The following is a 26129-nucleotide window of genomic DNA, read 5'->3' as shown; positions in this document are numbered from 1 at the left end:
TGATATCCTCCTCATTTGCAGCCTCTGCATACCGTTTTTATAATCTGCAGCATCTCCTGCTGATGGTCTGTCAAATAGAAATGTCCCCCGTCAAAAAAGGTTTCTCCAAGATAGTCAGAACTGCTGTTTTCCCATGTACGCATTTTCCCGATGGATATACTGTCATCCTGTTTTGCCCCAAACAGATACAGCGGGCACTTCAATTTTTCTTCTCCGTATTTCCACTCATAATTGCTGAACAAACTCAGATCCTTTGATATGACCGGCAAATAATATTGCATAAAGAGTTCGCTGCTATACAATTCTCGATCAGCATCCCCCAAAAGATATAACTTTTCCCGTATTTCTTCCTCATCGAAAGGCGCTGTCACTTTCTTATCTTTTGGGTAGCTGGTCCCAGATACAAACAAACAGGTGCAAGGTCGTGCCTTTCTTTGCTGTAATGCATAGACTAATTCCAACGCAAAAATGGCTCCTAAACTATGACCAAAAACCGCATAGTTTTCTTGAAACAATTCTTGATTTTCCTGTAGAAATTCATCGACAACCGCTTCGATGCGATCCGGCAATTTCTCGCTATACCTGTTTTCACGCATGGGCAATTGAATCGGGAATACATTGATTTCCGGTTCGGCAATCTGCGCCCAATCCTTATATAACCGCGCACTTCCTCCTGCATGCGGAAAACAAAACAATTGAAGTCCGCCTTGAGGCGATCCTTTTCCGCTATATTTAAACCATCTGCTATTTTTTCTCTCCATCTGCTAATTCCTCAAGTATACCGTTGAATAAGGCTTCCGCTTCATCTTCTGGTGTGCTTCCTTCCCCGGCTCTTTCATTCATTTCCTTTTCCATTTCATTCAATTTCTGAAAATCTACTTTTCCATTTGAGTTCAACGGTATTTTCTGAACCTTCACCCACTTGTCGGGTACCATATAATCCGCCAAAACGTTGGAAGCCTCTGTTCGTAAATAGTGCGTACTGAGGTATGATGCGGAGGTATAATAAGCCGTCAATAAAAAGGTTTCGTTTCTTTTTTGAGGAAATACCACCGCTTCCTGGACGCCTGTGATCCCATTGAGCCCGATTTCGATTTCGCTGATCTCCACTCGAAAACCATTTAATTTTATTTGATTATCTTTTCTGTCAATAAAGTCATAAATCCCATCCTCAAACTCCGCTACAAGATCGCCGGATTTATAATATTTTTCTCCTTCGTAGAAAAAGAAACGTTCCCGATTCAATTCCTCTCTTCTATGATATCCTTGGCCCAGACTGAAGCCTCCGATACATAATTCACCGGGGTCCCCTTTTTCTACAGGATGATGATGTTCATCCATAACCAATAATTTTACATTTTCTAAGGCTTTTCCTATTGGCATTCGTACTCTTTCGAAGTCCTTTGCGTTGATTTCATGTATTGTTGTATATACCGTATTTTCAGTTGGACCATACGCATTAAAAAGTCTTAAGGAGGGGCAGGTAATGTACACCTTTTTCAGATGTTTCACACTGGCGATACTCCCGCCTACGATTAAGCAATGCAGATTTCTGAAAATTTCAGGTTCCATTTCACTCATTTGATTAAATAAACTTGTAGTGATGAACATATCGGTTATGCCAAACTCATCAATCGCACTTTTTAGCCGCTCCGGATCTAATATTTCTTCTTTATCCAAAAATACAACTTTTCCACCCCACAATACCGGGCACCATATTTCATAGGTACAAGCATCAAAGGCCGGTGAACCCATCTGCAAAATAGTAAGTTCCGGAGAAAAGTTTGTAAACAATTGATTCAGGGTAAAATTCAACACATTTTTGTGTGTGATGGAACAGCCTTTCGGAAATCCGGTCGTTCCTGACGTGTACATCCTGTATATCAGCTCATTTTGATTGTCACAGCAGATATTTTCATCATCTTCCACGAAGCACTCCTGCATAAACAAAAGTGCTCCTTCATCCTGAAATATATCCTTTTTATCCGCAGAACACATACAAACATATTGAATATCCGAATCCGCCAAGCAATGCAGAATTTTAACTTTACTCTCTTCATCACTTAAGGGTACATAATAGCATCCGGCTTTTAGAATACCTACTATTGCAATCAAAAAATAGAGATTTCTGCCGGAATATACGCCCACTGCCGAACCACTAACGGCTCCCAGTTCAAACAATCTTTTTGCAACGGTATTGGAGTAGGCATTGATCTGACTATAGGTATAGGATGTCGACTTCCAGACAGCAGCAGGATAGTCGGGATAGGCCTCAACCATTTCATGAAACCGCTCCGTTACACGGTTATAGGTCAAACTCTTCGTATTCAAATTCCTCCTCCTTTCTTATAAACTCCCCTATTGTTTTCTCTAAAGAGAACGCCAAGAACCGGTATAACATCCTCTCAAAGGAAGTTCGTATATGTTGAACATAACCCGTTTCAAATTTCCCCTTCTTATAAACAAAGCTGGCTCGGAACTGGCTGTCCTTCTTTCCGATAATCAATTCAAAATCGCTGAGTTGCTGCTGTTTAAGGAAATTCAGATTGTTTACAATAAGATCTTCCGATACGCGATCTTCGTATTCTTCTTCAATGTAATTAAAATGAATTTTATGAGGCAATTCCTTCCACGCTTTATCGTTGTCAATCATTTCGGCTATATATCCAAAGGGGAACACAGAGAACTCAATATTTTCAAAAATTTCCTGTTGGTTCCTTTTAACAAAATGAAATATCGATTCTTTTTCATCGACAGCAGTTGTCGAGATACTCTGACTCACATATAGTCCCGGCTCCGTACTTGCTCCCGACTTTGCTCCTGCGCGTATTGGAAAACCAATCAACACATCGTTTTTATTTGTAATTTCATAAATAAGAAGCTTATAGAGACTTAAAAAAATACTGTAGAGAGAACTTCCGCATTCTTTTGCCATACGGTGTAACTGCCGCCCTTCGTCTTCTGTAATCTGAAGTTCGACATATTCCGGTTCTTGAAACGCTCCGGTATCCTCATTGTGCATGATTTTCAGTGAACTTATATTGGTGGCCTCCGCTAATTTTTTATTCCAAAACGCCATATACGGTTCCTTCTCTTCATTCTGCTGCAGGATACTAAACTGCTGATAGGCAAAAGAGGGAGGTAAGCGGTCCACGTAATCTTGGCCGGTATATGCTCTGTACCGGTTCCAGATTCCATCCAGCACTATTTTTGCAGTGCTTTCATCTCCCCATATATGATGAAGCCCGATAAAAAGCCGGCTTTCCTGTAAGCTTGATTCTTTATGATAGAAGACTACTTTATACCGGTCCGGTTCAATACCGATCACCTCGTTTAACCATAATTGAATGTCTTGATCGTTTGCGTCTCCGTCTCTCCATAAAAAACGAACCTTGTCTTCTGCCACACAATTGTAGAGATCTGTTTCTATTTGTATTTGAGTGCTGAATAACAGATAGCTTTCGATCACATCACGAATGGATTGCTTCAATCTTTTCTCGTTTACTTCTCCGTGAATATCAACCGAAGCGATAATTTTAAAAGCATTCGTTTTATAAAGGATGTCATGCGCTAAAATTTCCTTTTGCTGTATGGTCAGCGGAATCTTTTTGCCTGCATAATGCGCCAGTGATACGGTAGGGATTTCAGAATCTTTCGTTTTAATTTTATCGATGATCTCCTGAATGGTAGTGCTTGTAAAAATATCCGGATAGGATAGTTCCGCCTGATACCTTTCCTGCAGAATACTGATAATACGTCCGGCTTTCATGGAATCGCCGCCTGCAACAAAAAAATTGTCTTCTTTTTTCAGATCCCGGTTATTGCAAATCTGCCTGAATAATTCTAACATTTCATTCATCATCCCGCTCTCCTAGTCTCCTCTATTTGGGTCATTTCCCGTATCGTCGGATGCTGGAATATGTCAGCCAAATCAATCGTCAGAACCCCTTTCAGGTCCGTTATTAAATTGACACTTTTAAGGGAGTTCCCTCCTAAATCAAAAAAGTTATCATCCAAGCCGATCGGCGTAATTCCCAATACGTTTTCCCATATCTGCGCCACTTCTTTTTCCAAATTCGTAGCTGGAAACTCCTTCTTCTCCTTTTTGTCCAAGTAATCCGGGATGGTCAGTACCGATTTATGATATTTCCCGTTCTGATTGAGCGGGATTTCATTCAGCTTTACATAATATTGCGGCAGCATATATACCGGGATATTTTTCAGCAGGAAATTGTCGAGATATTCTTTATCCATTTTGTATTCGGAGGTGTACCACGCACACAGGATCTTGTCGCCTGCGTGATCATTTCGTACATCTACCACCACTTCTTTTATATAAGGATTTTTAAGCAGCGCGAGCTCCACTTCTTCTATTTCGATACGGTTTCCCCGTATTTTCACTTGATTGTCCGCCCGGCCCTCAAATAGGATGTTTCCATCCAAAAGAACCCTTCCCAAATCCCCTGTCCGGTATATTTTTTCACCTGTTTCACGAAGAATGCTGAATTTCCGTTCGGTCAGTTCTTTATCATTGGCATACCCTAACGCGATCCCATGTCCGGCACAGCAGATTTCACCTTTTGCACCGGTTGGGAGCAGGTTCCCCTCTTCATCCACAATATAAATTCTCGTATCCGCTATCGGTTTGCCGATTGGAATTCTAGGCAGGTTTTTCTCCAATTCATAAGTGGTTACAAATACGGTCATCTCAGCCGGTCCATAATTGTTATAGACGGTGTAGTCAGCCGGTCTGAATTTTGTTAATTTGTCGCCTCCGGTCAGCACACACTTCAGTCCTGTCGGGGAATATCTCATAAATTTTTCATAGATTTGAGTCGGTAAGAAGGTATGTGTAATTCCGTTTGCTTCCATATAGGTTGCTAACTGTTCCATATCATATCGTATATCGCGGGGTATAATATTGATTTTAGTGCCTGCTGTCAGCGGTGGGAGCATCTCCCAAACAGCGGCATCAAATCCGAAACTGGCATACCTAGTCATCGTACTTGAACAGTCAAACTTAAACATTTCTACCGTCTTCAGGCATAAGTGTTCAAGCCCTCCATGGGAAATCATAACGCCTTTTGGTTTTCCGGTCGTACCGGAGGTATACACCTTATATACGGATTGATTTGGATGGTATGCAACGTCCAAACCGGTTTCTGTCACATTATTTAAGTTACCCATGGCTAACTGTAGCCGAGTCTTTTTTCTTGTGCTCCGGCCGTCTTTATTGATATGAATCAACGCATCATACCGAAAACGTGTCAGCTCATTTTCAATCGTATGTATTTTGGAGGAGAACTCCACCTCGGCTATCGCCGGAAACTCGGCTTGCAGTTCCTCTAAAAAAGCACGGGAAATGAACAATTCTTCCGACCAATCGGTCTTTGTATTCTTATCGTTATGCAAAGACGCATAGCCGCGAAAATCCGCTATCAGTTCTTCGCGCAAGTCTAAATCCATCAAATCACCAAGGAAAATCAAGGCCTTGTCATTCGCCGCTTCGATGATATCTTTTATCACCTGTTTCAAGTAATTGTATCCGTTAAAGCATTGAATCACGCTGTTCAAAATGATGATATCAAACGAGTCTTCTTCCAGTTGTTTGAGCTGATCCGCCCGGCAATATTTCAATACGATATTTTGTATTTTCTTCTCTTTTATATAGGCTTGATTTTTTTTCAGGATGCTTTCTGAAAGATCAATTCCATAGTATTTGCCGACAAACGGTGCAATCCGAAACATCGTGATTCCTGACGCGCAGCCGATTTCAAGGACTTTAGAGGAATCACATAAATAGGGTTTCAGCTTCTGCAATGCGTTGTCGCCATATTCATTCATCTCCGCAGCACTAAGGTCTTCCCCGGAATAACTATTCTTCCAGCCGCCTCCGGACACTTCATCATAAGCGCGTTCTCCTACATATTCCCATAATTGCTTATTCATCAACCGATTATCCGCCTCATTTTCTTCGCACAGGTTGTGACTATCCATGCAAAAGATATACCGGAGGCTGTCACACATCCATTGAAGCCGGTTCATCGTACCCACATGGCGTTTGGATGAAATCAACAGCCCTGCGTTCGAATCCTTGATAATGTGCTGAATCCGTTCCAAAGGCAATTCCGAATCCAACGGAATATAGACTAATCCTGCTTTGATCACACTGAGGACTGCAATGAATTGCAGGATGGAATTTTCCAGAAGAATGACTACATCTCTTAATCCATTTTCTTCATAGATCCGTCGAATCAAACCAGCCAACCGGTCACTCTCCGAATCTAACGCCGCATAGGTCATGCTCTTTCCCTGCTCTTCTATGGCAATATGTTCCGGATATTTGCAAACGGTCTCCTTAAACATTTCAATAAAACCTTTGCCCGGCAGCGGCTGAATGTTCTTGTTGAATTGATGCAATACACGCTCTTTTTCGTCACAGGATAAAAAACTCAAATCGCAGATCGGAATATTGATGTTGGTTTCTATACTCCTAAGTGCAGCTATCAACCCGGATAAAATGCTTTCGCATTCTTCCCGGGAGTAGATCTGTTCATTATATTTCAGCCGTAGCATACCGGATTCATTGGTTCTTTCATATAAAAAGATCAAATCCGCATCCAGAACCTGACGCTCCACGTAATGGTCGTATAGATCAAAAAATAGGTTATATCCGCCCCATAGCTCCGGCGCATAGAGCTTATTAAGAATCGCGTCCAATGGACAATTTGCATAGTTTAGACTGTTTACGGCCTGTTCTTTTACTTCTCCTAACAGCTCGATAAAGGGCTGATTTCTCTTTATTTCATATTTAACAGGATAGTGATCGGTATGTTCATTTCCTTTTTCGGCACCTACGCCAACATAGGCCAGCCGTTCCCCATTGTAGACTGCCGCCAAACAAAGCAACAGACTTCCGAAGAGCAGTTTTATTCCAAAATCGGCATCATTGGTTCCTCTTTTGATCCATTCCGTATCCTGAATACTCAGTTCTTTTTTTATGTCCAGAAATTTACGTTCCTGCCCCAGCATGGACCGGCAGGATTTAAACGGAGCGATGCAGTTATTCAAAAACGATTTTTGTATATACGCCGTCCAGTATTCTTCACACTCCTTATAGGCTCCGGTTGACAACATGATCTTTTGTTCATATAGACTTTTCATTTACTTTACTCCCTTTCCGGTTGCTTTCATCCGCTCTTCTTTCCGCTTATAGCTCTTACCAGCTGCGGATTAAAAGAAAAATTGAAATCCGGATAACACTGCATCCGTTTGCTGTTTTTCCGTATCACAATAATCCATTCCCAATTCAGAAATCTTTTTTTGGTCATTTTCCAAAACATCACGCAGAATGGACAAATAGAGTTTTATCATACGATGGATCGTCTCTTGCTTAAATAATTTTTTCCAATACCGGATACTAAAGACGATGTCATCCTTGTCATGATAACCGGAAAATACCATATCAAATTTAGCAGTTTTATCTTCATTGATATATTGAAATTCGGTGTCTTCCAAGGTTTCTGCAGGCATCTGCAATTCCTGCAGAACAAATACACTGTCAAAAATCGGATTTTGATTGGCCTGCCGCTTTATGTTCAAGATGTCCACCAATTCATTAAACTGCGTATCTTGATTATGATAGGCTCCGATCAGTTTACCTTGCAGTTCTTCTAAAAACGCCTGATAGCTTTTATCCCCGGTTACGTTCATTCTGATCGGCAGCATATTGACAAACATTCCAACGATGTGTTCCATCTGGGCATTGCGTCTTCCTGTAACAGGAACCCCTACCACAAATTCATCCGTATAGCTGCTCTTCAATAACGTAATGTAATAAAAAGATAACAAAATCGTATTCAACGTCACTTTGCATTTCTTTGTCAAATTGCGCAAGCCGCTTATTTGTGAAGCTTCTATTCGGAATTGAAGAAGTTCTCCGTCATTATCCCGTTTAGCGGGACGACTGAAATCTTTAGGGAGCATCGCATCTTTCTGAATAAAGCCCTCAAACTCGTTCTTCCAATAAAGATCCTGCTTCTTTTTAATCTCTGTTTTAGCATAATTTCTCTGCCAATAAGCGAAATCTTTATAATCCACGGTATTAGTTTCTAAATGGCCCCCCATATACACCTTCCAAAAATCACCGCTGATAATGCCCATCGACGTCCCGTCTGAAATAATATGATGCATGTCCATCAACACCCAATACAATTTTGAATGAATTTTAATAATAGAGATCCGAATAAGCGGTGCTTTTTCCAAATCAAATTCTTGTATAAAGGTTCTTTTATACGTTGCCGCCTCCGTCTCGGAGAGCTCCAAAACCGCCACATTCAAATCAATATGGTCGTGAATCTTCTGCACCGGTTTTCCGTTGATAGAATGAAAGGTCGTCCGGAAAGCTTCATGGGTATCGGCAATGCGCTGAAAAGCAGTTTTAAACTTCTCTATGTCAAGACTTCCTTTAATAATCATCGTGGATGGCATATTGTATTCTGTTTTGTCCTCTGCAATACTGTTCATGAGCCACATTCTCTCCTGCGCATCGGACAACTCATAATACGCACGAGGCGTCAATGGGGTAAGGGTATATTTATCAGCTGTTTGAAGACCCTTTTTCTGCCGTTCTGAAACAATATGCTCCGCCATCTCCGCGATAGTAGAATAGCTGTACAGATCGTCCATTTCAAATACATCCCCATACAAACTGTTAATCGACTGCACCAGCTTTATCCCGACGATGGAATTTCCTCCTAACTCGAAAAAGTCCTCTTCCGGATGAATCTCCTTCAGACCTAAGCACCTTGACCATATCTTTTTAAGCGAATCCTCAAGGGAAAGCTCGGTTATCGCCTCTGCGGCGGCCTCCCTATCGTGGAGCACCGTATGGTTGGCTTTGCTCTTTATTTGGGGCCAGCAAGAGATTCGTTCAAACGGAGTCGCCGGTAAAGGAACTTTTGAAACAAGCTGCTTGTAATACTTCTCCCAATGAAAGTTCACGCCTTTTAAATAGAGTGCAGAAAGAAACTCTTCTTCATCCGATGCCATTACCATTCGGTCTGGATCAACTTTACGGCTTACCATATCGAATAGTTCGCCTTCCGCTTCTAACACTACATAGACGATATCGGGCTTGTCCAATTGTTCCAAATATTGATGAACGCTAGGTTTGTCTAACGGAAGGGCTTCAAGTTTCGCAAACTCCCGACTGATCTCCTGCAAATTCTCTTTTGCAGACCATACCCTTGCCGCTATATTTCCGCCTTGACCCCCTATGATACCGTCCATTTGAATGCCTAATTCATCTGTAAACCTTTTTAGTCGGTCATAAAAATAGGCGTACTGCTCCTCAGCGGTCCCCTCTTCGTGCCCGATCTTCCTGACAATGTTCCACTTTTTCCATAGTGCATGCTCGCCGTCCCGCAGGCCGCTGCAAACAACATACAGCTTGGGAGCGGCTGGAACATGCTTAACCACAACTTTTTTTAACTGCTCTGCTAGCTCTTCTTTGTCCCTATATACTACCGACACCCGATACGGATAGTGGACTCTTCCCAGCGTAAGCGTCTGCGCGATAGCCTCTTCTTTTACCGCCGGATTTTCCTTTAAAAACGCAGCCATATCCGCCGCATATTCCTTCAGCAAAGGCTCTTTTCTGGCACTCAATGTAAAAATATGTTTTTGATCGGTATTGCGTTCCTCCGGTTTATTCCATCCCTCCAGAAGAATATGTACATTGGTTCCGCTTAGTCCTAATGCGGTTACCCCGGCCCGGGGTACCGGTTCTTGAAACTGCCGCATTTCCGCCAGGGGAGTAATAGGTGTCCGGTTCCAATCAATCAGGGTATTTCCCTTTTTAAAATGAACTAACGGATACATTTCATGATGATATACACTTAATACCGTCTTTATAAAGGAGGCTGCGCCTGCTGCCATTCCCAAATGCCCGATATTCGTTTTAGCAGCTGTAATGTATACCGGAGCTGCCTTTTTTATGCCGAACACATTCGTCAGTCCCTCTATTTCGATCGGATCACCGATTTTAGTACCGGTTCCGTGTGCTTCTATCATTTCAGGAAACTGACCGGATTTCAACAAACGATCCCATGCCGTTTCGACAACTTCCTTCTGCCCTGCCGGGCTGGGCGCAGCCATACTATTGGACCGGGCTCCGCTATGATTGACGGCTCCGCCTTTTATCACGGCATAAATACCATCTTTATCTTTAATGGCATGCCGCAATTTTTTTAACACTACAAAGCCTGCCCCTTCTCCGATTCCTGTGCCGTTCGCCTCTTCATCAAAGGCTTTGCTCCGCATATCTTTTGACACCACTCCGGTTGCGCCATGATCCATTTCCCTTTTGGCTTTTGGCCTCACGATCAGTGAAACACCTCCTGCCAAAGCCATATCGGCTTCATCCTGGATCAGTTCTCCGCACGCTTGGTAAACGGCCAGCAGAGAAGACGCACAGGTGGCATCAATCATATAGGCTTTTGCTCTTAAGTCCAGCAGATAAGCAATATTCCCCGCTATCATTCCGGGATTGTTTCCCATTTGAGCGACGCTTGCATTTTCTTCGGATAAATACTCCTGATACCCGCTGTTACCCGCGGATAAAATGACAGCGGTTCTTGTTCCCTTGATCTTGTCAAGGCTGTACCCGGCGTGTTCAAATGCCTGGCAAGCCAGCATCATGGCCATTCGTTTCTGCGGATCCATAAGCACCGCTTCCCCTTTACTAAAGCCAAAGAATTCGTAATCAAAAAGATCGATTCCTTCCACATAACCGCATTCAAGATAGTCTTCATTCTCGTCTAACCCTAACAATTTGAGCCTGGATTTAGGCGCACTTCGGATACTATCCTTTTTCCTTCTCAAGTTGTTGCAATACGTCTCTATATCATCGGCTTCCGGAAATACGCCGGCCATTCCAATCACTGCGATATCTTCCCAATCTCTCATGTGAGCACTCCTTTTGTATTTAAAACATATGAATCTGTACGGAACTGTCTTCTTTGCGGTTTCCATTTTTAGAGCTGATATACTCTGCGATCTGACGAATCGTTGTGTATTCAAACAGATGCGCCATTTTAACGGAAGCATCATACTTGTCATTTAACTTTTTAAGCAGCTGAAAAGAATTGATGGAGTTCCCTCCGACATTGAAAAACGGCTGTGTCACCGAAAATTGGCGGTGCCCTAAAATATCTGCCCATAGTTCCGTAATTTCGTTTTCCGTTTCCAGCCTGTCCGTCACGTTATGTTCCGAAATCAGATTTTCAGAACATGTTCTTTTCCTGAAACGCTGAACAAACCGGCTGCGGTATTCCTCCCTGAAAATGTCTGCACCGTTTAAAACCAAATTTAATAATTCAACATAGTCATCCCTCATTTGTATCATGTCAGATTTGGTAAAGTACTCCCGTGCATAACTGAATCCCATGGAAATTCCATCTGTTGTTTCCACCACCGTCAGCATAAGAGCAAAATTGGTCGTTCGGTATCTGGAATAGTAAGGGGAAAAACGAAAAGAATGATGTTGAATCTTTTTGCATTCTCCCATCCCGTTTTTCATTAAGTTTTTGCCCTGCATGGAAAACATCATATTAAACAGCGGATTATGATCAATAAGTCTAGGTACATTTAGTTCATCCACTATCCATTCAAAAGGAATATTGGCGTTCTCTAAATGGCTGACCATCTGATCTGTAATACGCCGTAAATAGTCCCCATAGTTTTTTATATCTTGAACGCCCGATTTGATTACAACCGTATTGGAGAAATAGCCCACCGTATTTAACTGATTGGCGGATTCCCTGTTTAATACCGGCATTCCTACGTTCACGTTTTCTCCGTCATTATAAATTTCCAGCAGATATAGCAAAACGGATAATAATACGTTATAGGTACTGGTCTTATTTCTTTTTGCAAAATCATGTATGTGGTGCTCTATTTCTTTATTTGGCAGAACATACACGTTTTCGGCGATATGTTCAGGATTTTCTTTTTTTTCCAAAGGGATTCCGGTTAAATGTCCGTCCAAATAAGTCTTCCAGTACGCCATTTTCTCCCGGCTGCGAATAAGTGTCTTCCGCTCTTTCAGTTCTTTTATATAATCAAAATAGTCATAATCCATGCTTGCTGGTTTCCTCACTTCATCGGACAGCAGGCCTTCGCACTGTTCATAAAATTCTTTTAGAAGGATTCCGATGGACCAGCCGTCATGTGCGATATGATGGATATTGAGCACGTACCAAACTTCGTTTTCACGCTGTACATACCATGCCTTTACCGGGATCTCCGAATCAATATAAATCATATCCAAACAGCACCGGTCAAGCTCTTCTTCACTCATCCTGCGTCCATCCAGAAATTTGGACGAGAAGCAAGGGATGTCGTTCCATGTTTGAAAAGGGATGCCTTCAATGGATAAATACGTTGTCCTCATGATCTTATGACGCTCGATCAGATTCCCCATCACTCGATCTAAAAGTTCTTTCTCAAAATTCGTATCGATCACGAACCGGAAGCGGCTTATATAGCCCGTATCTTCCTTATCCAGATGGTATAAAAACCACATTCTGCTTTGCTGGGGTGAGAGCGTATAAAGCCTATACTTCTGTCCATTTTCCTGAACCTTTTTCAGCATTTCCTTTTGTTTGTGCAGTGGTAACTGTGCAATTTTCTCTGATAAATTCATCTCTTCACCTACAGTTCTTCAAAAAGCAACCGGATATCGCCTTCTTCTGTGATAAGTTCTTCGGATTGCTCCGTCTTTTCTTTGCCGGAATGATCCTGGATCTCCGCTGCCAGTTCATGGATATCGGAAAATTGATACATTTGTTCAATTTCTATTTTATAGCCAAATTCTTTTTCAATTTCTGCGATAAGCAGTAACAGGGACAACGAATCAAATTCTTCTATAAAATGAGGGGAAATATCCGGCATATTCAGTATGTCCGATATGATCTTTCTGAGTTGGGCCGATATACTGCCGTTTTCTTCTTCCTCCGCCTGCTCTTCGTATCCTTCCGGCAATAGCAGTTCAGCTTTCGGATATTGTTTTTCCCAATCCTCCTTCATCTTTTGAATACTGCCTTTCGAGTAATCCGCCACTTCACAAATTTTAATATCGTTGTTTTTTCGAAGCAATTCTTGTTTTCTTTCCGATATTCCTTCGCTGACATAGGCTGATTTCTCGGATAAGCCACCTTCTGTTTTTGGCTTTTGTCCGATAAGCAGCATGGCGTTCGATTGGTCTTCCTTCCCTTTTTGCGGAAACGTTTCTATTTGTTCAATTCCGCATTCACGCCAAAAATCAATCCAGCCTTGATGCGTAAAATAAGGCATGCGGCGGTTATAGGAATCCTCCCGATAATTCCACCAGCCAGGGGAAAGTCCAAAGATCATTTCCTGTAAATCATGGATGCGGTATAGCTGTACCATGCAAAGATATCCATTTGGTTTCAAAATATCCAGCAGATTGTTCATGGACAGCTTGATATCATTCGTTGCCTGAATGACATTGACCCCTAGTATCATATCGATACTTTCTCTGCCGATCTTCTGTTCAACCAGCGGTCTTGTTATATCAACTTTTAAAAATTCCACCTTCTCTAGCAGGTCGGCAGATAGTTTCTTTTTATAAATGGCTAGGAATGCCGCACCGATATCGGTAAAATAGTATTTGATTTTTCGGTTTCCAATTCTGCTTAACACCTGATCGGTCAGTTCGCCTGTACCGGCCCCTATTTCTAAAATGCGAATTGTTTGTTCACACTCCGGCATTAGTTTATCTACCATATCGGCTGCAAGCTTGCAGTAGATTCCTTCCGCCGTACCATTTTGCTCGATTCCTTTCAGCATGTCATAGCTTCCATTCGGATACAGCACTTCACTCCCTGTTTTTTCTCCTTGAAACACCTCCATATAGTGTTCCGAGCAGTACACCAAGAGCTTCATCAAGCCATAACCGTCCGGCAAGTCCGCTTTGATCTGAGCCAGTTTATCCTGAATCAACGGTTCGATATCCTGTTCCATTTCGTTTTTTAACCGTATCGTTTCTTCGTCGATTTCCACCAGTCCATATTTCTGAGATGCCTCCATGATAAACGTTACAAAGTGAGTGAAGTATGCATCCACACCGATTTCTTCCAGCACCTGAGACAGGTTCCTTGTGGTTTTCTCCTCAAAAACACCCGTCTGCAGCCAAAACCGTTTGAGGCATAAGAGACACATCTGATTGATTTGCTCTTCCGCCTCCGGATCCCTGTGAAGAAAATGCAGCTGTTCTTTCCTTATGTAGTCATTCTCCAGCTCCGTTATCACTTGTAAAAAATTTTTCGGTTTTATCCATTCAATCGGTTTCTCCGGCTCTTTCTTTTTTTCAAATACCGTCAATGCCATATTCTTCTGTTTTGCTAAATACTTTGTCAATTCGAATCGGCTGTCAGAAAAGGCATCCACAATCCCAATCGGTGTTTTTCTATTTTTTAAGTCCAGCTGCGGCATAAAGAATGTATGCCGCTCAAACGCATAAACGGGCAAACTTATTTTGTATGGCACGTCTTTAAAAAGGGTTTTCCCATCATGAAACCTTCCTGCAAGCCATGCTTCTGCCACGGAAACCGCGTCTCTTAGTGCCTCCCCATCCGCTTGTTCGAATCCATCTCGTTTTAGCTCTTTTCTGCTGTCAAACTCGTATAGTATCTCTCCCCTGCCGCTGCATATAAAGAACGCCCGGCAGCTAAAGTGTTCCCGTCCAGTCCATGATACGTATGATATCTTTTCAATCTCATCCGGATGTTCCAAAATAAACTGCCTGATATTTTTTTGGTTTGCCGCTAAACTTCCGTCTGTCTTTGCAGTAACCGGTATAATATAAAACGGATTTTTATTTTTTACCGGCTCTTCCATCGGCGGTTCTTCGAGGATGATATGGCCATTCACTCCGCCGAACCCGAATGAGCTTACTCCGATTATGTTCAATTTATCATCGGGCAATTGATAGGCTTGATCGGTTACGGTTAACCGGCCGGATACTTTCAATAGTTCCGGATTCGGCGAATCATAGTTGACAGAAGGCGGAAAATACCCATGGTTCAATGCTAAAACACTTTTCATGATGCCCGCAATCCCTGCTGCCGTATTTAAATGTCCTATATTGGATTTTACGGAACCCAATATACAGCTATAGTCCCCCTCCTTTATGTACTGATAGGCTTTATCGATTGCTCTTATTTCCACACTGTCTCCCAATGGTGTCGCCGTACCGTGACCCTCAATACAGCAGATATCTTCCGGAAAACGCTCTGCTGTTTCCATCGCCCGGATAATAGCTTCGGCCTCGCCTTCTACACTGGACGCATGGTAGCCTGCTTTTCGATTTCCGTCATTCACAACTGCAGAGCCGGTAATAACGGCGTAAATGTGATCGTTGCTTTCGATTGCATCGTCCAGCCGCTTTAACGCTACCAGTCCCAGACCATTTCCCGGAACGAAACCGTCTCCCATCGCATCGTAAGCCCTTAGCTGACCATAAGCGGAAGACATCCCTTCTACGATGGGGTATCCCGACTCTAACCATTTGATATTGACACCGCCTGCCAGCGCCATATTGCAGTCAAAATTGAGCAGGCTTTCAATTGCCATATGTACGGCAACCATAGAGGTAGCACAAGCGGCTCTTACCACAACAGCAGGTCCTGTCAGATTCAGATTATAGGCAATCCTGCTTGCAAGGGTATTTTCTAAAAACATCCCGATGCGGTCAACCGATTCATTTTTTAATAATTTTTCGAATACATGATTCCAAACATAGAACGTTTCATCTGCGCCAATAAAGAGGCCGATACTGCAGTCCCTGTCCGGATTACCATATCCGGCATCTTCTAACGTATGGTATGCGCACTCTAAAATGCACCTGTACTGAGGATCGATATGGAGCGCATCGGATGCATTCACATTAAAAAACGCATGATCGAAATATTCCGCACCGTCCATCAGCCCTTGCGCATAAATAAATTTTCCGTCTTCTTCCCCTTTTCTGGTTATGCACTCTCTTCCGTTGATTAAGTTCTGCCAGAACTCATTTAAATCGTTCGCTTGAGGCATCCTGCCATTCATGCCGACAATGGCAATATCCGTATCCCGAAAAATCCGTTCTTCTCTTTTCATTTCATGATCACCGTTCTTTCCAGATATGCCATTACGTCATCCGCTACCTTTTTCGGTTCTCTATCAATAAAGAAATGATCTCCTTCGTATGATAAATACTCGATTCCATAATCGGTATAATTTTCCCAGTCACGTACCTGAGAAAACGGCTGTAGTTCCAAATCGGAGTTTCCATATAAAACGCATATCTTGCATGGTATTTTCTTTACCTCTTTTGGACTGTAATTTTCACACATTAAGCTATCCGCTCTCAGAATCGGGAGAAAAAAATTGCGGTAATTTGCGTCCCAGCTTTCCACAAGTTCCTTCACCCCATAATGCGCTAAAAATTGGTCCTGCTCCAAATCCTTTGTGCTTATCATATTCACCTTTCTGGGAGAAACCGCGGAGGAAAGAAAAGCGGCAGCCGGTGAAACTCCATAGTGTTCTTTTGCCGCAATTCCCACTTCATAGGCCACATGGCTTCCCATACAATGACCGAACAACGCATACGGCGCCTCAAATAATTCTTCACTCTCCGTTATGAATTGTTTCGCTAATTCCTGAATGGTATCCGGCATCGGCTCCGTCATCCGGTTATCTCTCATCGGGTACTGTACCGGCAGGATATTAAAACGTTCGTCGAAAAAACGAATCCACCGTGCAAAATATCCGGAACCGGCTCCCGCATAAGGAAAGCAAAGTATATTGATTTTTCCTTTTTCGGCACCCTTACAGTGATTTATCCATTTCATACGCTGACCTCACTTTCTCTTATCGCAAGACTTCATGGAGTATCTCCTCGATATACCGTTCTCCCAGATTATGAGGAAAGAAATGATTGCCTTGAAATTCTTTTATTTTGAAGCTTCCATTCGTCACTTCTTCCCACGGTTTCATATGTTCGTACCTTGAATCAACATCCTCTGAACCGGAATGGGCAACAATGGGCGCATGGATGATCTCACCGGTGTATTGATAGTCTTCATGGAGGGCATAATCATCCCGTATGATCGGTAAAAAGAAATCAACAAATTCCTCATTCTCATAAATATAACTGTTCTCCGGGTTTAGCTTTTTCACTTCTTTCAGCAAAGCCTCCTCTCCCATGGACACTCTAAAATGTCCGGGGTCCTCCATGGCAGGAGCAAACCGTCCGGCAACGATCACTTTATTCGCTTTCAAGTGATACCGGTGTTCAAGCTCATGTTCCACCGCAAAAGCTAAAGCGGCTCCCATACTATGTCCAAAGAACGAGTAGCTTCTGTTTTTTACCAAATCCGCCACTCCGTCTACGAGATCCCTCACAACATCATTGAACCGGTCGAGAAGGGGTTCCCTCCTTCTATAGCCATGTCCGGCCAGTTCGACCGGTACAAATTCCGCCGGATGTCCGGTATGAACTTTCATCCAGTTTCTAAAAGCTGCTCCGTTTCCTCCTGCATGATGAAAACAAACAACGACATGTTTTTCTCTATCGCCTAATTCCTTATTATAAGGAAATAATCGTGCTCTTCCTTCTGCATCCATCTTCGATTCTCCTTCCCTGTTATAGTTGCTCCCAATCGTTTTGTACGAATTTCTCCATCTCTTTCCGGTAGTCTTCAAACATGGCTTCTATCGTTTCCCGGCTGAAAGCCTGCTCTACAAAATCCCAGCTAAAGAATAATTCTCCGTTTCGCATATGGATCTGATGGTCCAATACTACCTGCGGGGTTTGGCTTAACGCATAGGTTTCCTCGATCTTGTCCAGATAAGGATGTTCCTCCTGTTCAGATACTTCACCTGCCAGCATACTGGTAAAAACAACAGGCATCACGGCCTCTTCCGGATACTGTTTTTCAATTTTCCGTAACAAGTTCACACCGCTGTAAGTCCTGTATTCAATATGCCGCCACAGCTCTTCCTGTGTCTCCAACAGCTCATTTAGTAAGCCTTTTGAATCATCCGCATAATAGGACAATAACGTAATATTGGTAAAATCGCCCAATACACGGCTGATGTCCGGACTGATGGGATGTCGGTTGAACAACGTCATATTGACGGTCAAATCCTTATTGACGCTCCACCTCGATAAAACCCTCATATAGGCTACGCAGATTACTAACGATAACGTCAGCTTATATTTTTTGGCCTTATAGGCGATAGCATCGATGTTCTTTTTGTCCAGCTCAAACCCAAGCCGTGCATAATGCGGTTTTTCAATTTCCGAGAGCGGACGACTATAGCGGAACGTCGGCGCACCGGGAATTTCATGGATATGCTTGTCCCAATAGTCCTGTGCCGCCTGATGATTCCCATTCATACCGAGCCATTCCTTTTCTTTTAATAGGTATTCCCGGAAGGTAAAGTCCGCATATTGCTGCGGTGCACCATAATACTCTTTAAGCACTTGTTCCATGAACATCCGGACACTCCAACCGTCCAGAAGAATGCAATCCAAACTTAAATGAATCCGGTTTTCTCCATCCCTGTCACTTAAGAAAAGGGAAAACATCGGCCATTTCCCTAATTCATACTGATGATGATCCCACTCATTTCTCAAAGCAATCAGTTCGTCTTCCGTGTGGAGTTTTCTGCACGCAATCGAATACGTTGGATTCTCGTCCATTACTTCCTGGGTTCCGTCTTTATATATCCTTGTTCGGAGTGCCTCATTGTTGGCAATCACGTTGTTCAATGCAATTTCTAATTTGTTCCTGTTGATTTGTTCACACGTAAACTCCAAATAATAATGGGAATTCACATTTCCAAGATCATAGGTCTTTTCCCGGCCAAAAATATAAGCTAATTGTATCGGTGTCGTGCTAAAGGTTCTTTTTAATTCAGCCGCTGTGTTATCGCTGGCAAGGTAGGCAATCACATCCTGCTTGTACAATTTCAATTCCAGAAGAAGTTCTTGATCGATCCGGTCTTTTCCGGCCTTATACTTTAGTTTTCCCTGTTCATGCCATAACAAAATTCCTTTTTCTGCGCAGCGTTGTATCAATTCCAATGCGTACCGGTTATGCGTTTCCGGCAGCTGCCCCTTCTCCATGTCTTCCGAAGGCTGTATTTCTTCCCGTCCCGCATAAAAATCGACCAGTTCCTGAAAGGTATCATAACGCATCATTTCTCCTACGGACGGACGAACCCCATATCTCGTTTCCAGCTCATTGGCAATATTCATGATTTCCACAGATGAAACGCCTAGCCGGAAAAAATTATCCGTCACTTGTATGTCATTGACGTTTAAAGCATCCTCTAAAAAAATTAACATGCCATTGTTCGCTGACTTTGAAAACACCCGTTTTTCTAATTCTTCCTGAAGGAGTTTTTGCTGAATTGCTTTCTTAAATTTCCCGGATTCAAGCCAATCTTTTATCTTCTTATAACTCAACGTTTTTACGATGACCGAAAGTTCATCTGTACGGATCTGCTCCAGCTCGTCTTCCACCACTTCCGGTTTTTCCTGAATGGCTGCTGTCCGGTAATACTGTACCAAGCCGGATAAATTCGCATACTGCATCATTTCCCCTACGGTCGGCCTATGGCCGAATTTTTTATCCAGTTCATTGGCCAGCCCGATCAATTCCATAGAAGAAACCCCTAAGCTCGCAAAGCTGTCTGTATTCTTTATGGATTTCATGTTTAACACGTCAGAAATGATATCCAGTATTTCATTTCCTTCTTCGGTCACAGGCTCCGCTTCTCTTTCCTCCGCCATCTTTTCCAGCATCTTCCGATCAATTTTTTTATTGGCGGTCTTAGGAATCTCATCAATGACATAAATCGGATCAGGGATGGCATAGGAAGGCAGCATCTCTTCCAGCTGCTTGCGCAGATCATCGGTTCTGCCCTCTTCTTTGATAAATGCGACGAGTTTTTTGTTTTCCATTTTTCTGCCAAGAGGCAATACAACGTATTCGGTAATTTGACACTTGCTAAAAGCCTTATTGATCTCACCGATCTCAATGCGGTATCCGTTGACTTTTATTTGAGTGTCTTTTCTCCCCAGAAATTCAATCACGCCATTTTTATCATAGCGGCCATAATCCCCCGTATTGTACACTCTTTCTTTGTTAAAGGGATGTGTATAAAAAGCTGCTTTTGTTATATCAGGCGCATTGGCGTATCCAAGTGCCAGCCCTTCCCCTTGTATATGGAGCAGGCCGCTGACATAGTCCGGGCACGGTCTGCCCAACTCATCAAAGATATAAAACTTCTGATTGGCCAATGGATAGCCATAGGGAATGGAGTTCCATGTTTCTTCCAGCTCTTCCACTTCATAATAATTGGACCAAATGGAAGCCTCCGTAGCCCCGCCCATACTGGTCAGCTTCGCCTGGCCGCAATGATCCTTTATCAACCCCACTAAGCGCAGCGGAATCCAGTCACCCGACAGAAAAATTTTGTTTATTAAGTGGTTCTTCTTTTCCTTGCTTGCTAAATAATCCAAATAGATCTCACAATATTTCGGTACGGTATTCCATAACGTCACGTCATGATTCACACATAACGAATCGATCAATGCCGGATCAATCTTTTCTTCTTCTGTGGGTATAACGAGAGAGGCTCCGATGTTTAACATGCCAAAGATATCATATACGGACAAATCAAAGCTCAGGGACGACAAGGCAATCGCCCTGTCGAAACGTCCGACATGATTCCGCTCATTGACGTCCAATATCGTATTCATCGCTGCCTGATGGGTAATCATGACGCCTTTCGGCTCCCCTGTACTTCCTGAAGTAAAGATCACATAGGCTTCCTGGCTGATCCGGCCTCTTAGGATCGGATACATCTCCGGCTTTCTCTGAGCAACCGATAAGATTCTGCAATCCTCTAATTCTGCTCTCTCTGAATCAAGAAAAATGCCGGCTGCTTCCGCGATGTTATAAATGGTCCGAATTCTATTGGACGGCAAATTGTGCATCACCGGTACATAGGAACACCCATAGCATAAAATACCCATAATCGCTGCGATTGCTTCAAAGCTGTTTCTCATGGCAACCATCACCCGTGTCTGCTTGGGAATTCCTTGATGTTCAAGCATGGCGGCGATATGTTCGGCCGCATCCGTTAACTGTTTGTAGCTGTACTCTTTTCCTTGATGAATAATGGCACACTTGTCGGGCATTGCTTCTGCAATTTCCCACGTTCTCTCGTGCAGCATAGTGAGTTCAAAATCCTTTTTGGTGTCATTAACTTTATTCTGCGTATCGATGGATTCCTGCGTTCTGAAATCCCATATCGTCTGATTCCAAAAGTCAGGGTCTTCTATGCTTTGATTGAATAACTCTGTATATTTACAAAACATTTGATCCAATACGCCTGGAATAAACGCATCCTCTCTGCAATCCCAAGCAAGTACAACGCCGTTTTTATAGGGAAATATCTGATGGTCTAGAATCACTTGAGGAGTGGTGGATTCGACCCAAACAATCTTGTCCTGAAACCCTCCTTTCTGGGGTTTTGAACCAACACCCAGACCACTGGTAAATACAAAAGGATAGTATCTGCTTTCCCCGTTTTTTTCATAAATGGTCTTTCTGAAACCGGTCGCATCATAATCCACATGTTTGATATGCTGCCAAAAGGATTTCTGCATAGCCCCGGCATTTTCTTTATTGGGCTGCTCACGGATTTCAATAGGAAGCAACAGCACTTTTGTAAATTCACCTATGATATGGGGAACGTCTTGATGAATCCGTTTTCGATCCGCAACGGTTACTGCTACGGCGAAGTTTCTTCCGCCGCCCCAAGCCGACAGGATTTGTGAATATAAATACAAGACGGCTATGGAAGGTGTGAGCCCTGCGGATACGGCTTTTTCACAAAACAGTTTCCACCGCTTCGGATTAATTCTTAGTTGTCTTCTATGAAATAAATCCGTAGGGTTCTCGCCGTTCGTCACATTGGCCGGAAAGCCCGGAGATGTGGGAAACAGCTCTGCCTGATGTTCCCAGTACGCCCTATGTCTTTTATACGCATCCGTCTTTTCATAGTCTTCCAGCACGTTCATATACTCCCTAAACGTATAGTTCGGTTTACTGGTTTCTTTCCCGTCATAGGCTCGGCTCAACTCTCTGAAAAACAAATGCATGCTTCCCAAATCAGCCATTACCATATCTATTTTGATAAGAATGCTAAACCGCTTATTGGGTTTTTGAATAATATGAATATCAAATAGCCGCTCGCCAATCGGAACTTGCTCATACTTCATTTTCTTTTTAAGCGCAGCAATACAAGCTGCATAATCTTTTCGATTGCTATAATCATATAGTTTAAGAGGGATCTCTGCTTCCTCATCAATGACCATACGCATATCCGTCTGCACAACAGCACTCAGCATAGGCTGCGAATCAATCACTTGCTGAAGACTCCGCCTGAATCGGTCGGGGTCCAAATGATTCATTCGTATTTCAAATACGGCCTGGCAGCTGCATCCGCCCCATTGGATTTCTTTCCCTCTTCCCAGCCAATATGCTTTCTGCAATGCATTTAAATTAAACAACGTGCTTTTATCCATCCCTATACCTTTCTCTCTTACCAAAACATATAGCACATTCACCATTTAGAAATGAACTGATCGAATTTGTTTGCCTGATTGCCTCAAGCTGAATATTTTGAACTAGTTGATTCAATGTATCTCGCCGTCTCTTCAATGGTAGGAAAATTCATAATCTGAGCCAATAATTCATCGAATGCTATACAGTCCCCTTTGATACTTAAAATTTTGTTGACCGCTCTTGAAAGCGACAAAGAATCCGCACCGTAATCGTAAAAACTTTTATTTTTATCATCCATTTTTTGCTCCAAAACGGTTTCTACTATGACACGAAGCCACTCTTCCTCAGCAGACCATGCAGAAGCTTGTTCTGCCAAATTCACAGGATGCTCCTGAAATTGAGCGATTATTTTTTTCCGGTCAATCTTCCCATTGCCTGTAAGCGGCAGCTCTTCTAGAAACAGGAATTTTTTGGGCACCATATAAGTCGGCAACGCCTTCTGGGCTAATGAAATCAACTCATTTTTTTGCTCCGGATGACCGCACACACACACCGCAATCTGTCCTTGATGAACAAAGGCAATGACATGCTGCACCTTGCCGCCAACTAAGAGGGCCTGTTCAATCTCACCCAGTTCGATCCGGTGTCCATTGATCTTTACTTGGAAATCGCTTCTTCCCAAAAACTCAATTTCCCCGCCAGCCAAATATTTTCCTAAATCCCCCGTATGGTACATTCGTTCCCCCGTCTGTGGATGTTCCCTGAATTTCTGTGCGGTGATAACCTTATCGCCAACATAGCCTTTCGCCAGTCCCGAGCCCATAATATACAAGTCACCGGGAACTTCCACCGGACAGTCACGTAAATTCTGATCGAGGACGGCAAATCGTTGATTCGCAAGGGGTAACCCATAAGGAATACTCTTTCTTGCATAGTCCGCTTCACTGCAACTATGATAAATCGACCAGATGGCTGCTTCCGTTGCCCCACCCATCGAAATGACGGTGACTTCCCCAAGGACCTCTCTAATCTGCTTGATAAGAGGAATTTTCACCCAATCGCCCGACAGCCAAATTTGGGTGATCGCTCTTGAAGCTGCTTTATTGTTGCATTTTAAATATTCGATATAGATTTCCATTAAAGACGGTACGGAATTCCATAAGGATACGTTATGACTAGTCACCAGCTCATCCCATAGTTCCGGCTGCAAGTAATTTTTGCCGGTTGGAAGAACGATTTTCCCGCCGATGGACAACATCCCAAATAGATCAAATACCGATAAGTCAAAATTAAGCTTAGAAACGGAAAGTACACTGCTTCTTTCATCCACTTTAAACCGGTCCATCACATCTATTATCGTATTCATCGCCGCCGCATGAGAAACCTCCACCCCTTTCGGCATACCGGTGCTCCCGGATGTGAAAATAATATAGGCGGTATCCTCCGCATCTCCCAACAGTTCCAGCGCACTGCCGTTCTCGTCTGTTAATTGTGAAAACTCAACACATCTGAACTCTTGTTTCAACGGATTCTGCTGATCATCCACAATCAGAAATTCGATGTCTGCGCTTTCGGTAATCTTTCGGATTCGATCGATTCCTTGCTCTGAATCGATCGGAACATAGGCTGCACCAACAAATAAAATACCTAATACCGCCGCAATCTGTTCGACGGATTTATTCATAGCAACACCGATTTTCATGCCCTTTCGTACCCCTGCTTTATTCAGACCCGTTATCAGCTTTGATACCAGTACACCGGTTTCGTGATAAGTCAGCTGCCTTTCCTTATCCGCAACAGCGGTTCTATCCGCATACGTTTCCAAACTGCTTAAAAAGCCTTGATGCAGCAATGTTTTTTTAATTTCTTTCTTGGTGTCGTTGGCACTCATTCTTTCTTTTAATTGCCAATCAGGAATTTCGCGATTCAGCACACTGTCTACGGATAATCCTCTTTGCGCTAACTTGTCCAAAATATTGGTGAAGCAACCAAACATATCCTCAATAATGCCTTGTTTAAAAAATCCTTCCCGTATATCCCAATTAATATTTAGTCCAAATTCGCCATCCATGGCCTGGCAATCCACTAAAACCTGCGGCGTTTGAGTGAGCCCTCCTACATATTTTCCGTTGAGTTCTATTCCGGAATTGGTGATAATCCCCAACGCACTGGTAAAAGCGATCGGATAAATGGAATTCCCACCCCTCTTTTTCGATAATTCGCGTAAGAACTCTACACCTGAATAACTTGCATGATCGATTTCACTGAATAAATTCCGGTTCACCTGCTTCACCCTTTCGGCAAAGCAGCACTCCTGAAAATCAGTCCAATCCACTTCATGCATAATAATGGATGTAAAATCTCCAATAATAGCTGCGATATCCGGATGTACCGGTTCTCGATTCAATAAGGTCAGGTTGATCGCAAACTTTTTATTTTCGCTCCATCTTTGCATGACATAACCATATACCGACAATATCATTGCGGTAGGCGTTACGCCTATAGCGCCGGCTTTACGCTTTATTTCCTGCCACGATGCCTTATTTAACGTATAAAACAGTCTGCGGAACGTTTTCTTATTCCTTTCGTCTTTTTCATAAACCGGAAGCCTCGGCGGATCAGCAAAATCAGCCAATCTTTTTTCCCAATAAGCTTTTGCCTCCATATAGGCCGGTTTGGACTTCTGCTTTTCTTTATGAATGACATAATCTCTGAAAGTTAATGCCGGGCGGTTTATCTGCTCTTGGTTAAAATACATCTGTTCAAATTGATATAACAGCAGCCACATACTCGTCCAATCCGCTATCAGAAATTCCATTGAAAAATGAAGGATTGATTTTTCCGGAAGATCGGTAATCGAAATATCAAATTGTGGCCATACGCCATTTTCATAGAATTTTCCTTCCAGTTCACGCCGTACTTGTCCAATTACTTTTCCTTCAAAATCATGATCTTCCTGATATCCCACAGAAAAAGCCGGAAGTTCTTTTAACGTTTCCTGCATCCCATCTGCATACACAACGGTATGAAGCATCGGATGATTATGTATCAGGGAATGAAATACCGATTCCACCCTTTCTTTGTCTAAATGCTGATATTCAATTTCCATATATGTATGGCAGCATACGCCTCCATATTTCAAGTTATCGCTTTTGCCTAGTGAATAAGCCCGCTGTATCCCATTTTGCGGAAATGGCAAATACCGATGCTCCGGCTTTAACACGATTTCCCCTTCTTCCTGGACGGATTGAAAATACGCTATGATTTCCAATTTATTGTTTCTCATAAAGTCCATATCCTGTTCATTAATGGTACCTTTGAAAGCTTTGTATTTCAGGTTTTCACTTTCTGTCCAGATTTTTATTCCTCTCTTTTTAAGGTTATGAATCTCCTCTTTAATCACTTGTACATTATTCATTTCTTATCTCCCTATGAGCCCCCTATTAACCAATATCCTACTTGTCCTTTCTCTGTTCT

11 protein-coding genes are annotated in these 26129 nt (G+C 42.8%); all 11 read right to left on the bottom strand.

The window, feature by feature from the left end:
• Positions 1 to 11: 11 nt before the first annotated feature.
• Positions 12 to 761 carry a thioesterase II family protein gene (locus tag JYB65_RS11255; RefSeq protein WP_206582780.1) on the bottom strand — a complete coding sequence of 250 codons (750 nt, stop codon included), beginning with the start codon at positions 759 to 761 and terminating at the stop codon, positions 12 to 14.
• Positions 745 to 2331, bottom strand: a complete 1587-nt coding sequence (locus tag JYB65_RS11250) for an AMP-binding protein (protein WP_206582779.1) — start codon at positions 2329 to 2331, stop codon at positions 745 to 747. The genes JYB65_RS11255 and JYB65_RS11250 overlap by 17 nt, the downstream gene beginning before the upstream one ends.
• Entirely contained in the window at positions 2306 to 3862 is a 1557-nt protein-coding gene (locus tag JYB65_RS11245; protein WP_206582778.1) for a condensation domain-containing protein, read from the bottom strand. The genes JYB65_RS11250 and JYB65_RS11245 overlap by 26 nt, the downstream gene beginning before the upstream one ends.
• Positions 3859 to 7164, bottom strand: coding sequence for an AMP-binding protein (locus JYB65_RS11240; protein ID WP_206582777.1), 3306 nt, complete (start codon positions 7162 to 7164; stop codon positions 3859 to 3861). Before JYB65_RS11240 ends, JYB65_RS11245 begins: the two co-directional genes overlap by 4 nt.
• Before the next feature lie 69 nt (positions 7165 to 7233).
• Positions 7234 to 10968: a condensation domain-containing protein gene (locus JYB65_RS11235; RefSeq protein WP_206582776.1), complete on the bottom strand. Its 3735-nt coding sequence runs from the start codon at positions 10966 to 10968 to the stop codon at positions 7234 to 7236.
• Positions 10969 to 10987: 19 nt separating this feature from the next.
• Positions 10988 to 12706 (bottom strand): condensation domain-containing protein, encoded by a 1719-nt coding sequence (locus JYB65_RS11230; RefSeq protein ID WP_206582775.1) that lies wholly within the window; start codon positions 12704 to 12706, stop codon positions 10988 to 10990.
• A gap of 8 nt (positions 12707 to 12714) precedes the next feature.
• On the bottom strand, positions 12715 to 16182 hold the full coding sequence (locus JYB65_RS11225; RefSeq protein ID WP_206582774.1) for a beta-ketoacyl synthase N-terminal-like domain-containing protein: 3468 nt from the start codon (positions 16180 to 16182) through the stop codon (positions 12715 to 12717).
• On the bottom strand, positions 16179 to 16916 hold the full coding sequence (locus tag JYB65_RS11220; RefSeq protein WP_206582773.1) for a thioesterase II family protein: 738 nt from the start codon (positions 16914 to 16916) through the stop codon (positions 16179 to 16181). Before JYB65_RS11220 ends, JYB65_RS11225 begins: the two co-directional genes overlap by 4 nt.
• Positions 16917 to 16935: 19 nt before the next feature.
• Complete coding sequence (locus tag JYB65_RS11215; protein ID WP_206582772.1) at positions 16936 to 17691, bottom strand: thioesterase II family protein; 756 nt, start codon at positions 17689 to 17691, stop codon at positions 16936 to 16938.
• Between the two features lie 19 nt (positions 17692 to 17710).
• Entirely contained in the window at positions 17711 to 22672 is a 4962-nt protein-coding gene (locus JYB65_RS11210) for a non-ribosomal peptide synthetase (protein ID WP_206582771.1), read from the bottom strand.
• 83 nt (positions 22673 to 22755) lie between these two features.
• Positions 22756 to 26070, bottom strand: coding sequence for a non-ribosomal peptide synthetase (locus tag JYB65_RS11205; RefSeq protein WP_206582770.1), 3315 nt, complete (start codon positions 26068 to 26070; stop codon positions 22756 to 22758).
• Positions 26071 to 26129 lie beyond the last annotated feature (59 nt).

It is taken from the genome of Clostridium aminobutyricum (genome assembly GCF_017255415.1).
Taxonomy (GTDB): domain Bacteria; phylum Bacillota; class Clostridia; order Peptostreptococcales; family Anaerovoracaceae; genus Aminipila; species Aminipila aminobutyrica.
Note: the sequence above shows the minus strand (reverse complement) of the source record. Positions and strands in the feature narration are given on the sequence as shown.